Raw genomic sequence first — 13,100 nt, 5'->3', positions numbered from 1 at the left:
CCAGACATGTCCTGGCGATTCCACCGTATTTCTGACGGCGGTATCCGGCCCTGGGCGCGGATTACCGCAAACCGTTCACGTACATCGGTTCGAATAACGGCCGGTACGGCCGGAAGAATTGCACCGCCCACGATTCACGGCGGGTGAGGGAAATCCGATCGGTGCACGGGGCGGATTTCCCGAGTGATTCCCGCCATTGGCAAGTCAGCATCCACGACGCTCCGCGACCCGTCAAGAAACGAAGGGCGTACGGCGAGCGCCGCGACAGCGGTGGTTCCGGCGCCGCCGCGGCGCGGGTGCGGGCGGCCCCGGGCGGCGCCGGGCCGCTCCGCCGCGGACACCGCCTGTGGGTGCGGTGTTACCGGCGGCAACCGGCGAACGCGCGTAGATCGCCGGGGCGCGAAGTCGGCGACGCGCGCTTGACACCCGTGTCGGCCGGTCGGTATCAAGCCACAGGCACCCGGGAGGTGAGCCGGGGGAGCAGCGGGACCACGCCGGGCCAGGGCGTGGGCGCCCGGCTCTCCCAAGGGCCCGCCACCGGTCATTCACGGCCGCATGCGTGACCCGCATGTGCCTACGGGGGAGGGGAGGTTCCAGCCCGACGCCAAGCGAAGGAATCTCTCTGCCGGGTCCTGAGCGACCGCCCCCGGGCCACACCCGGTGACGACGCTCACGTCAGTGCCAGGAAAGGGCTACGTGTCCGAATTACCGACCGGTGACGAGTCGCGGATCACCCTCCACGAGCGACTCATCTCACGCCGGACCCAGTTACTCCCCATCTGCTCGTTATTGCCCGCCGACTCCCCGCGCCTGGCGGGCGAGGTCGAAGAACACGCGCGCACACTGGCCGAGTCGCAGGCGGCCCTGCCGCCCATCGTCGTCCACCGCTCCACGATGCGCGTGGTGGACGGCATGCACCGGCTGCGCGCGGCCACCCTGCGCGGCGACAAGCACATCGAGGTCAGGCTGGTGGAGGGCGCGGCGGAGGACGCCTTCGTACTCGCCGTCGAGCTCAACGCCGAGCACGGCCTGCCGCTGTCGCGGCAGGACCGCACGGCAGCCGCGCTGCGCATCATCGAGAGCCATCCGCACTGGTCGGACCGCCGGATCGCCGCCGTGACCGGCCTGTCCCCCGGCGGGGTGGGCGCACTGCGCAGCCGCGCCGATGTGCCGGTGGCCCAGCTGACCCTCAGAACCGGCCGGGACGGCCGCAACCGCCCGGTCAACGGCGCCGCCGGACGTATCGCGGCCAGCAGGGTCATCGCCGAGTCCCCCGGCGCCTCGCTGCGGGAGATCGCCAGCAGAGCGGGAGTCGCCCTGGCCACCGCCCGCGACGTGCGCAACCGGATGCGGCTCGGGCAGGACCCGGTGCCGCCCAAGCTCCGGCCCGCCGGGAGCGGATATTCCGCCGGGTCCGGGCCGCGGGAGTCCGACCTGCCGGTGCCCGCGCCGGCCCCGGTGATCTCCGGGAGCGTGCTGGCGCGGATGCGCCGGGATCCCAGCCTGCGCATGTCGCAGACCGGCCGGGCGCTGCTGCAACTGCTGGCGTCCCATCTGCTGACCGACGAGCAGCGGCAGGACCTGATCGCGGGCGTCCCCGCGCACCGCGCGGCCGATGTGGCCCACGCGGCCCGGCTGTGCGCCGACCGGTGGCTGCAGTTCGCCACCGACATCGAGGTGCGGCGCGCCCAGGACGGCGAGGCCGTGCCGGAACGCGGGCGGGTCTCGTCGATGTCCTCGGGCGCCTGAACCGCTGTCCGTGCCGGTCCGCGGTCTCCGGTCCGCCGGGCGCCACAGGACCGGCAGCGCCCCAGGACCCTGACCGCCGCGGCAGGCGAGGACGACCGCGGCCGCCGGCGGCCGGCCCGTGTGCTCCCGCGGACCGGCCGCCGCCGCGTGCCGGCTAACCGGCCGTGCGTACACCGGTCCTGAAGCGGTTGATCGCCTGCTCGTGCCTGGCCCGCAGCTCCGGATCGCGCACCCCCAGGCCCTCGGCGGGCGCCAGGCACAGCACGCCGACCTTGCCCTGGTGGCGGTTGTGGTGCACGTCGTGGACGGCCTGCGCGGTGTCCTCCAGCGCGACGACCTCCGACAGCGTGGGATGCACACGGCCCTTGGCGATGAGCCGGTTGGCCGCCCACGCCTCCCGGTAGTTCGCGAAGTGCGTCCCGACGATCCGCTTCAGGCTCATCCACAGGTAGCGGTTGTCGTAGGTGTGCTGGAAGCCCGAGGTGGACGCGCAGCTGACGATCGTGCCGCCGCGCCGCGCCACGTACACACTGGCTCCGAAGGTCTCCCGGCCCGGGTGCTCGAAGACGATGTCCGGGTCCTCGCCGCCGGTCAGCTCCCTGATCCGGGCGCCGAACCGCCGCCACTCGCGCGGGTCCTGGGTGTGCTCGTCCTTCCAGAACCGGTAGCCCTCCGCGGCCCGGTCGATCACCAGCTCCGCGCCCATCCGGCGGCACACCTCCGCCTTCTGCGGGCTGGACACCACGCACACCGGCGTCGCCCCGCCGTTCAGCGCGAGCTGCGTGGCGTACGAGCCGAGGCCGCCGGACGCGCCCCAGATCAGCACGGTGTCGCCCTGCTTGAGGTGCGCGCCGTTCGCCGAGACCAGCTGGCGGTAGGCGGTGGAGTTCACCAGCCCCGAGGCGGCGGCCTCCTCCCAGCTGAGGTGGCCCGGCTTCGGCATCAGCTGGTTCGCCTTGACCAGCGCAAGCTCGGCCAGCCCGCCGAAGTTCGTCTCGAAGCCCCAGATCCGCTGCTCCGGGTCGAGCATGGTGTCCGCGTGCCCGTCGGGGTGGTGCAGCTCCACCGACAGGCAGTGCGCCACCACCTCGTCCCCCGGGCTCCACGCCGCCACGCCCTCGCCGCAGCGCAGCACCACCCCGGCCAGGTCGGAGCCCAGCACGTGGTAGGGCAGGTCGTGCCGCGCGGCCTGGGGCGAGGTCCTGCCGTACCGGGACAGGAACCCGAACGTCGGCAGCGGCTCGAAGATCGACGACCAGACCGTGTTGTGGTTGATCCCGCTGGCCATCACGGCCACCAGCACCTCGCCCGCCGCCGGTTCCGGCGTGGCCACCTCGTCCAGGTGCAGGGATCTGCGCGGATCCTTCTCCCGGCCCGGCAGTCCGTCGAACATCGCCACCTCGTCGGCGTGCAGGGTGACCCCCCGGTAGAACTCGGGCACCGGGAGGCTTCCCACCTCGCCCGGCTCGCCCGCGAGGATCGCATCGAGGATCTTCTGCATGTCTCCGGCCTCTTTCCGGCTTGGTCCGCGAACAGAACAGGACGCGAGTAATAAGGGGTTTCCTGTGCGAGAAAGGCGATCGGGCCGCTCCTGGGTGTCCGTTTCGCCATCACCTTGCCGAATTGTGGGGGCAAGTGCGTGATTCATGCTGGCACCCGGCCGACAGGCGAGTCCAGCCGCCCGGGGCCGACGTCCTGGCGTCAAAGGGTGTTCAACTGTCCGGCCCGGGCAGTTGAACACCGGCCGACCCGCGGGAGCGTCCCTGCGGGTGCGGACGCACCATGGCGTACGCGCAATTTTTGCCTATCATTTGGGTCGTTCCGGCGTGCCGGGCAAAGCCCTGGAATTGACAGCCCGACGGCTTCGCCGAATGGAGCGGGCGCGGAGCTTTTGGGAAGAGTGTCGGAATCGTGAATTCCGCGCTAATCGCCGTGTGACAAGCGCCCGGGAACTCCTCGCCGCCGCGACCAACGATCAGGAGAATGGCGCATGACCGACATCGACCTGACCAGCCTCACGCCGGAGCAGAAGCGCGCGCTGCTGGCGGAGCGGTTGCGGCGCAGGGGCGGCGGCCGGCCGCCGGCCCGCAAGCGCCGGTTCGTCGCGTCCTTCCCCCAGCAGCGCATGTGGTTCCTTGACCGGCTCAACCCCGGCAGCGCCGCCTACAACATCCCGGCCGCGGTGCGCGTGCACGGCCCGCTCGACGTGGAGCTGTGGCGCCGGAGCCTGGCCGAGATCGTCCGCAGGCACGAGTCGCTGCGCACCACCTTCGACGAGGCCGACGGCGAGCCCGTGCAGGTCGTGCACGACTCCGGTGAGCTGGAGCTGACCGTCGAGGAGTGCGGGCACCTGCGCGGCCCCGGCGGCGAGGCGGGCATCCAGGAGCTGGCCCGGCGGGAGTTCGCCCGCCCCTTCGACCTGGGCACCGGGCCGCTCATGCGGATGACGTTCCTGCGGCTGGCCGCCGACGAGCACGTCCTGCTGCTGACCATGCACCACATCGTCGCCGACCTGTGGTCCACCTCGGTGCTGTTCGGCGAGCTGGTCGCCCTCTACCAGGGCCACCTCACCGGCACTCCGGCCGAACTGCCGGAACTGCCCGTCCAGTACGCCGACTACGCGGCCTGGCAGCGCAAGAAGCTCGCGGGCCCGGACTTCGCCGCCGAGCTGGAACACGCGAAGAAGCTGCTCGAAGGCGCCGCGCCGATCATCGAGCTGCCCACCGACCGGCCGCGGCCCGCCGTGCTGAGCACGACCGGCGGCTCGCGGCCGTTCCACCTGTCCGCCGCGGTGATGGACGGCGTACGGGAGCTGAGCCGGCGTACCGGCGTCACCCCGTTCATGACCCTGCTCGCCGCGTACGCCGTGCTGCTGCACCGCTACAGCGGCGAGGAGGACGTCGTCGTCGGTGTGCCGGTGGCCAACCGCGGGCAGTCCGAGGTCGAGCGGCTCATCGGCTACTTCGTCAACACCCTCGCGATCCGCAACGACCTGTCGGGCAACCCGGCCTTCACCGAGCTGCTCGGCCGGGTCCGCGGTGCGGCGCTCGGCGCGTTCTCCGGCCAGGAGGTGCCGTTCGAGCGGCTGGTGGAGGAGCTGAGCCCGCAGCGGGACCTGTCACGGTCGCCGGTCTTCCAGGTGTCGTTCGTCTTCCAGAACATCCCGGTGCCGGAATTCGACGCCGGCGGGCTCCGCCTGGAACTGATGGAGGTGGCCGGCTCCACCGCGCGCTTCGACCTGGAACTCCAGGTGTTCGAGCAGGGCGACGCGCTCAGCGGCTGGTTCGAGTACAACGCGGAGCTGTTCGACGCGGCCACCGTCGACCGTATGGGCGGCCACCTGAAGGTGCTGCTCGACCGTCTGCTCGCCGACCCCGAGCAGCACATCCTGGACGTCCCGCTGCTGACCGCGGCCGAGGAGCGCGAGCAGCGCGCGGAGCGCGAGGACACCCGCCACGAGTGGCCCGACCAGCTGCTCACCCACCAGCGCGTCGAGCAGCAGGCGGCGCTGCGGCCGGACGCCGAGGCGGTCCACTGCCAGGGCGAGACGCTCAGCTACGCCCGGCTCGACGCGTCCGCGAACCGGCTGGCCCGCAGGCTGAAAAGCCTCGGGGTCGGCCGTGACGTGATGGTCGGGATCTGCCTCGAACGCTCGCTCGACATGGTGGTCGCGGTGCTGGCCGTGCTGAAGGCGGGCGGCGCCTACGTGCCGGTCGACCCGAAGCTGCCCCAGGACCGCATGGCGTTCATGATCGAGGACGCCGGGCTGCCCGTCCTGATCACCCAGACGTCGGTGGCGCCCGGCCTGCCGGCGTCCGGGGCCGCGACGTTGTGCGTGGACGCGCTGCGCGAGGAGATCGCCGCCGAGTCCGCCGAGGCCCTCGGCGAGCCGGTCGCCGACGGCGACCTCGCCTATGTGATCTACACCTCCGGCTCGACCGGGCGCCCCAAGGGCGTCCAGCTGCCGCACCGCGCGTTGCGCAACCTCTTCCGGGCCATGAAGCAGTGGCCGGGCATCGACGCCGGCGACAGCCTCATCGCGGTCACCACGCTGTCGTTCGACATCGCGACGCTGGAACTGCTGCTGCCGCTGGTCGAGGGCGCCCGCGTGGTGGTCGCCACCCGCGAGGTCGCCACCGACGGCAGGCTGCTGGCCCAGGAGATGGCCGCGACCGGCGCGACCATGATGCAGGCGACCCCGTCCACCTGGCGGATGCTGCTGGACGCCGGCTGGCAGGGCCGCCCGGGGCTGCGCGGGCTGATCTGCGGCGAGGCGCTGCCCCCGGACCTCGCCCGGCGCCTGCTGGCCAAGGGCGTGGACCTGTGGAACATGTACGGCCCGAGCGAGACCACGATCTACTCGCTCGGCACCCGGATCGTGGACGGCACCATCACCATCGGCAGGCCGATCGCCAACACCGAGGTGCACATCCTCGACCCCGAGGGCCGTCCGGTGCCGCCGGGCGTCCCCGGTGAGCTGTGCATCGGCGGCGCGGGCCTGGCACGCGGCTACGTCAACCGGCCCGAGCTGACGGCCGAGCAGTTCGTCCCCCACCCCTTCGCCTCCGGCCCAGGCGAACGCCTCTACCGCACCGGCGACCTGGTGCGGCGCCGGGTGGACGGCGCCGTCGACTACCTCGGCCGGCTCGACCACCAGGTCAAGCTGCGCGGCTACCGGATCGAGCTGGGCGAGATCGAGTCGGTGCTGCTGTGGCAGGAGCAGGTGAAGGAAGCGGTCGTCGTGGTCCGCGAGGACCGGCCGGGCGACCGGCGGCTGGTCGCCTACCTCGTCCCCGGCCCGGCGGCCGGCGCGCCCGAGGAGCTGCGCCGCAGGCTGCGGGCCGCGCTGACCGAGAAGCTCCCCACCTACATGCTGCCGTCCGCGTTCGTCCTCCTCGACGCGCTGCCCCTGACTCCCAGCGGCAAGACCGACCGCGCCGCGCTGCCCGCACCGGAGCTGGCGCAGCAGACCCGCGCGGCGACCGCGTACGCCGCGCCCCGCGACGCCGACGAGAAGGCCCTGTGCGACCTGTTCGCGCAGGTGCTGAACGTCTCCGAGGTGGGCATCGACGACAGCTTCTTCGACCTCGGCGGCCACTCGCTGCTGGCCACCCGGCTGATGGCGAGGATCCGCGGCGCGCTCGGCGTCGACCTGCCGGTGCGCGACCTGTTCGAGCGGCCGACCGCGGCCGGACTTGCCGAGCTGCTGCGGCAGGGCGGCGACGAGGTGCGGCCTGCGCTGAGCCCGATGACCCGGCCCGACCCGCTGCCGCTGTCGTTCGCCCAGCGGCGGCTGTGGTTCCTGCACCAGATGGAGGGCCCTTCGCCCACCTACAACCTCCCGGTGGTGCTGCGCCTGACCGGCGCGCTGGACGTGGACTGCCTGCGGGCCGCCCTCGCCGACGTCGTCGCCCGCCACGAGTCGCTGCGGACCGTCTTCCCCGACACCGGCGCGGCGGCCTGCCAGCGCGTCCTCGACCCCGGGCAGGCGCGGCCCGCGCTGCGGGTGACCGGGACCGACGACGCCCATCTGGACGACGCGGTGGCCGCGGCGGTCCGGCACACGTTCGACCTGTCCGCGGAAATCCCGCTGCACGCGGAGCTGTTCACCCTCGGCGCCGACACGCACGTACTGGCGATCGTCGTCCACCACATCGCGGCGGACGGCTGGTCGCTGGCGCCGCTGCGCCACGACCTGGCGACCGCCTACCGGGCGCGGCTGGCCGGCCGCGCGCCCGCGTGGGCGCCGCTGCCGGTGCAGTACGCCGACTACGCCCTGTGGCAGCGCCGGCACCTCGGCGCGCAGGACGACCCCGGCAGTGTGTGGTCGCGCCAAGTGGACTACTGGCGCGGCGCGTTGGACGGCCTGCCCGAGCGGATCGCGCTGCCGGCCGACCGGCCCCACCCGGCCGAGGCGTCCCACCGCGGCGACACCCTGACCTTCCGCTGGGACGCGGACCTGCACGAGGGGCTGGCCCGGCTGGCCCGCGGCTGCGACGTCAGCATGTTCATGGTGCTCGACGCGGCGCTGGCGGTGCTGCTCGGCCGCCTCGGCGCCGGCGCGGACGTCCCCATCGGCGTGGCGGCCGCGGGACGCGACGACCAGGCCACCGAGAATCTGATCGGCTTCTTCGCCAACACCCTCGTGCTGCGCACGCGGACCTCGGACCGCCAGACGTTCAGGGAACTTCTCGCCGCGGTGCGCGAGCGCACCCTCGACGCGCTCGCGCACGGCGACATCCCCTTCGACGCCCTGGTGGACGCCCTGCGGCCGGCCCGGTCGATGTCGCACCACCCGCTGGTCCAGGTCATGCTGTCCTGGCAGAGCGTCACCGACGAGACCCTGGAGCTGCCCGGCGTCGCGGCGGCGCCGGTGGTGGCGGGCACCGGCACCGCGCGGATGGACCTGGTCCTCCTGCTGCACGAGCACCTCGCGGGCGACGGTACGCCGGGCGGCATCGACGGCGGCATCGAGTACAACACCGACGTCTTCGACCCCGGCACGATCCGCACCATGCTGCGCCGGCTGCGCCAGGTGCTGGTGGCGATGATCACCGACCCGGACCGGCCGATCGGCGACGTCGACCTGCTCACCCCGGCCGAGCGGCACCGCGTGCTCCAGGAGTGGAACGGCGCGGGCGGCCAAGCGCCCGCGGCCGGGCTGCCCGAGCTGTTCCAGGCGCAGGCGGCCCGTACCCCGGACGCCGTCGCCGTCAGCCGCGGCGGCGAGCGGCTGACCTACGCCGGGCTCGCCGACGCCGCCGACCGGCTCGCTCTGCGGCTGCGCGCCCTGGGCGTCGGCGCCGGCGGCGCCGAGGACGCGGTGTGCCTGCTGATGGAGCGCTCGGTACGGCTGCCGGTGGCGATCCTGGCCGTGCTCAAGGCCGGCGGTGTGTACGTGCCGCTCGACCCCCGCTATCCCGCGTCCCGCATGCGGCTGATCATGGCCGACACCCGCGCGAGCGTGCTGCTCGTGGACGGCCCGGAGCCGGAGCACCCCGCCACCGAGGGCATGCGCGTCCTCGACGTGGCCGCGGAGCTGTCCGCCGCGGACGGCCCGGCGGACGCCGCCGCCCTCCCGCCCGCGGGCGGACCCGACCGGATGGCGTACGTCATGTACACCTCCGGCTCCACCGGGCTGCCGAAGGGCGTGGCGGTCACCCACCGCAATGTGGCGAGCCTCGCCGCCGACCAGGTGTGGCGCGGCGGCAACCACACCCGCGTCCTGATGCACGCCCCGACCGCCTTCGACGCCTCCACCTACGAGCTGTGGGTGCCGCTGCTGTCCGGCGGCGAGGTGGTCGTCGCACCGCCCGGCGACCTCGACCCGGACACCCTGCTGCGCACCATCGGCGAACACCGTGTCACCTCGGCCTTCTTCACGGCAGCGCTGTTCAACCTGCTGGTCGAGCGCGACCCCGCGGCGCTGGCCGGGATGCGCGAGGTGCTGGCCGGCGGCGAGGCACTGTCGCCGCCCGTGGCCGCCAGGGCGCTGGCCGCCTGGCCGGAGACCGTCCTCACCAACGGGTACGGGCCGACCGAGACCACGACCTTCGCCGTGCTGCACCGCACCCGCGAGCCGGCGGACGGCGCCGTGCCGATCGGCACACCGATGGACGACACCCGCGCCTATGTGCTCGACGAGCGGCTGCGCCCGGTGCCGGCCGGCGTTCCCGGCGAGCTGTACCTCGCCGGAGCGGGCGTGGCCCGCGGCTACCTGGGACAGCCCGGCCTGACCGCGCAGCGGTTCGTCGCCTGCCCGTACGGGCCGCCCGGAAGCCGGATGTACCGCACCGGCGACCTGGCCCGCTGGCGCGCGGACGGGCGGCTGGACTACCTCGGCCGCACCGACGCCCAGGTCAAGATCCGTGGCTTCCGCATCGAACCGGGCGAGATCGAGAACGCGCTCGGCGCGCACCACGCCGTGGCGGACGCCGCCGTGCTGGTCCGGGAGAAGCCCTCCGGCGGCAAGGAGCTCGTCGGCTACGCCGTGCTCGCCGACGGCAGGCACGCCGAGCCCGCCGAGCTGCGGTCCTTCGTGGCCGAGCGGCTGCCGCAGTACATGGTGCCGGTCGTGGTGATGGTGCTCGACACCTTCCCGATGACCGCCAACGGCAAGCTCGACCGGCGCGCGCTGCCCGCGCCCGACCTCGGCGCGGCCACCGCGTCCCGGGCGGCGGCCACCCCGGCCGAGCGGACCCTGTGCACCGTCTTCGCCGAGGTGCTCGGGATACCCGACGTCGGCGCCGAGACCGGCTTCTTCGACCTGGGCGGGGACAGCATCCAGGCCACCCAGCTGGTCGCCGGCGCCCGCACCGCCGGGCTGGTCCTCACCGTCCGTGACGTCTTCACCCACCAGACGGTGGCGGGCATCGCCCGGGTGGCGCGGCCGGCCGGCGAGGACACCGGGCCGGGCGTCGCGGACATCGGCACCGGCGAGATCCCGCTGCTGCCCGTCATGGAGAGGCAGCGGCAATTCGGCGGCTCGGTCGTCGGCTTCGACCTGTCCGCGACCGTCGGCCTGCCGCGGGGCGTGGACGGGGACCGGCTGACCGCGGCGCTCCAGGCGCTGGTCGACCGGCACGACGCGCTGCGCACCCGGCTGGTGGCCGCGCCCGGCGGGCAGTGGTCGCTGTACGCGGACGAGCCCGGCGCGGTGCGGGTCGCGGACGTCCTGCGCCGCGTGGACACCAGCGGGCTCGCCGACGCGGACGCGCGGGCGCTGATCGCCGAGCAGACGGCCGCCGCCAAGCAACGGCTCGACCCGGCCGCGGGCGCGATGCTCCAGCCGGTGTGGTTCGACGCCGGGGCGGCGCGCCCGGGCCGGCTGCTGCTCGCCGTCCACCACTTCGCCGTCGACGGCGTGTCGTGGCGGATCCTGCTGGCCGACCTCGCCGCCGCGTGGGAGGCGGTCGCCGCGGGCCGCGAACCGGTCCTCGCACCGGTGGCGACGTCGCTGCGCGGCTGGGCCGCCCGGGTGGCCTCCGGCGAGGCCGTCGCACGGCACCGCGCCGAACTGCCGGTCTGGCAGGACGTCCTGCGGGACGCCGCGCCGCTGGTGGCGGGCCGGCTGGACCCGGAACGCGACGTCACCGGCACCGAGGGGCGCCTGTCGGTGACCCTCCCGGCCGAGGACACCGCGCCGCTGGTCGGACAGGTGCCCGCGGCCTTCCGCCGCGGCATCCAGGACGTGCTGCTGACCGCCTTCGCCCTCGCCGTCGGCCGGTGGCGCGCCCGCCGGCCCGGCGGGGACGGCGCGGGCGGCGGAGCGGTGGTGCTGGACGTGGAGAGCCACGGCAGGCACGAGCAGCTGCTCGACGGCGTCGACCTGTCCCGTACGGTCGGCTGGTTCACCAGCGTCCACCCGGTACGCCTCGACTGCGGCGCGCTGTCCTGGGACGAGGTGACCGGGGCGGGCAGCGAGCTGGCGGCGGCCGTCGCCCGTACCGGCAGGCAGCTGCGGGCGATCCCGGAGCGCGGCCTCGGCTACGGGGTGCTGCGCCACCTCGACCCGCGCAGCGCGCCCCTGCTCGCCGCGCAGCCCGCGCCGCAGGCGCTGTTCAACTACCTCGGCCGGGTCCCCGTCACCGACGAGGAGACGCCGTGGCTGCCGCTGCGGGACGACACCGCGCCCGGCACCACCGGCGCCCGGCCGCTGCCGTACCCGATCGAGGTCAACGCCGTCACCCAGGACGGGCCCGGCGGCCCGCGGCTGGTGGCCGACTGGAGCTGGGCGGCGTCGCTGCTCACCGAGGACGAGGTCCGCGACCTCGCGGCCGCCTGGTTCGACGCGCTGCGCGCGATCATCCGGTGCGCCCGCGCGGTCGGGGACGGCGCGGTCGAGCCGGTCCGCGACGACGCCGAGCACGCCGCCGCCGCCAGCGCGGCCGACCTGCTGCACGCGTCGATCCCCACGGCCGACCGCGGCGACGGCGCCGGGCTGTCCTTCGGCCAGCTGGAGTTCCTGCTCCAGCCGGTCGGCCCCGACCACGCGCACCACGGCGTCATCACCGCGTGGCGGGTGCGCGGCGCGCTCGACGCCGCCGCGCTGCGCCGCGGCCTGGACGACCTGGTGCGCCGGCACGACATCCTGCGCACCCGCTACGTCCAGCGCGGCTCGGCGACCGTCCAGTTCGCCGACGGCAGGCCCGAGTGGCCGGTCGAGACCGTCGACCTGCGCGCCCACCAGGAGCACGACCGGCGCGAGAAGCTGCGCGAGCTGCTCACCCGGCAGACCGAGCGGCCGTTCCGCATCGCGGACGGGAACCTGGTCCGCGGCCTGCTCGTACGGCTCGGCGACCAGGAGCACGCGCTGGTCCTCGTGGCCCACCACATCCTGGTCGACCACTGGGGCTTCCTGGTGGTCATCAACGAGCTGTCGCAGCTGTACGCGGCCCACGCGGCGGCCCGGCGGCCGGAGCTGCCCGACGTGATGGTCCAGCACCTGGACTACGCGGCCTGGGAGCAGGCGCTGCTGGCCGGCGGCGCGCTCGACGAGCACATCGAGCACTGGCGCAGGGAACTGGACGGCGCGGCCCGCGTGCTGGACTTCGACGCGCCGGCCCACCAGCTGGACGACTTCGTCGAGGGCTACAGCCACAGCGTCGTGGTCGGCGCGGACGTCATGGCGGCGGTGAAGGACGCCGCCCGCCGCGAGGGCGTGACCCTGTTCATGATGCTGATGTCGGCCTTCCACGTGCTGCTGCACAGCTACTCCGGCGCGACCGACATCGCGGTGAGCCACCCGCTGGCCGGCCGCGAACGCCCGGAGACGACCCGGATGGTCGGCCCGTTCATCAACATCATCCTGAACCGGTCGCGGATGGCGGACGACCCGACCTTCCACGACCTGGTCCAGCGTGTCCTCCAGGGCGAGCTGGACGCGTACTCGCACCAGAACGTGCCGGTGCGCGCGCTGGTGCACGACGGCGTCATCGGGGACGGCAACCACCTGCCGCTGCGCGTGATGCTCAACCTGCTCGGGGTGCCGAGCAGCACGCTGGCCCTGGACGGCCTGGACGTGGCGCCGCTGGACGTGCAGGTCGGCGACGAGAGCCCGCTCCCGGAGCTGATCACCGCCATCGAGCCGCACAACCTCGACCTGTACCTGGTGGCCCGCGAGGCCGAGGGCGAGCTGCGCGGCCTGTGGGTGTACTCGCCGGACTGCATCGCGCCGCCGGTCATGGGGGCGCTGGTGCGCCAGTGGCCGCGGGTGCTGGAACTCGTCGCGCGGCACCCGGAGCTGACGGTCTCGCAGCTGCGCGACCGCGTACGGGCAGAACCCCCGGTCTCCGACCGGTCCGCGCACACCACCGAGGCCGTCGCCCACACCGACGGCGGAATGTAGGAGA

The 13,100-nt window shown here is 74.0% G+C and carries 3 protein-coding genes; 2 read left to right on the top strand and 1 reads right to left on the bottom strand.

Features of this window, described 5'->3' with window-relative positions; all coding sequences use genetic code 11:
- Window positions 1-696: 696 nt before the first annotated feature.
- The gene (locus tag OHA86_RS01455) at window positions 697-1,749 is read left to right on the top strand and encodes a ParB/RepB/Spo0J family partition protein (RefSeq protein WP_329171714.1); all 1,053 of its coding nucleotides are present in this window, start codon (window positions 697-699) and stop codon (window positions 1,747-1,749) included.
- Between the two features lie 154 nt (window positions 1,750-1,903).
- Here the strand turns inward: OHA86_RS01455 and ccrA are convergent, their stop codons facing one another.
- A complete protein-coding gene (ccrA, locus tag OHA86_RS01450; RefSeq protein WP_329171712.1) occupies window positions 1,904-3,250 on the bottom strand; it encodes a crotonyl-CoA carboxylase/reductase in 1,347 nt (448 codons plus the stop codon).
- A gap of 489 nt (window positions 3,251-3,739) precedes the next feature.
- Between ccrA and OHA86_RS01445 the strand changes: the two genes are divergently transcribed.
- On the top strand, window positions 3,740-13,096 hold the full coding sequence (locus tag OHA86_RS01445; RefSeq protein ID WP_329171710.1) for a non-ribosomal peptide synthetase: 9,357 nt from the start codon (window positions 3,740-3,742) through the stop codon (window positions 13,094-13,096).
- The last annotated feature ends 4 nt before the right edge of the window (window positions 13,097-13,100 follow it).

The organism is Streptomyces sp. NBC_01477, assembly GCF_036227245.1.
GTDB lineage: Bacteria > Actinomycetota > Actinomycetes > Streptomycetales > Streptomycetaceae > Actinacidiphila.
Note: the sequence above shows the minus strand (reverse complement) of the source record. Positions and strands in the feature narration are given on the sequence as shown.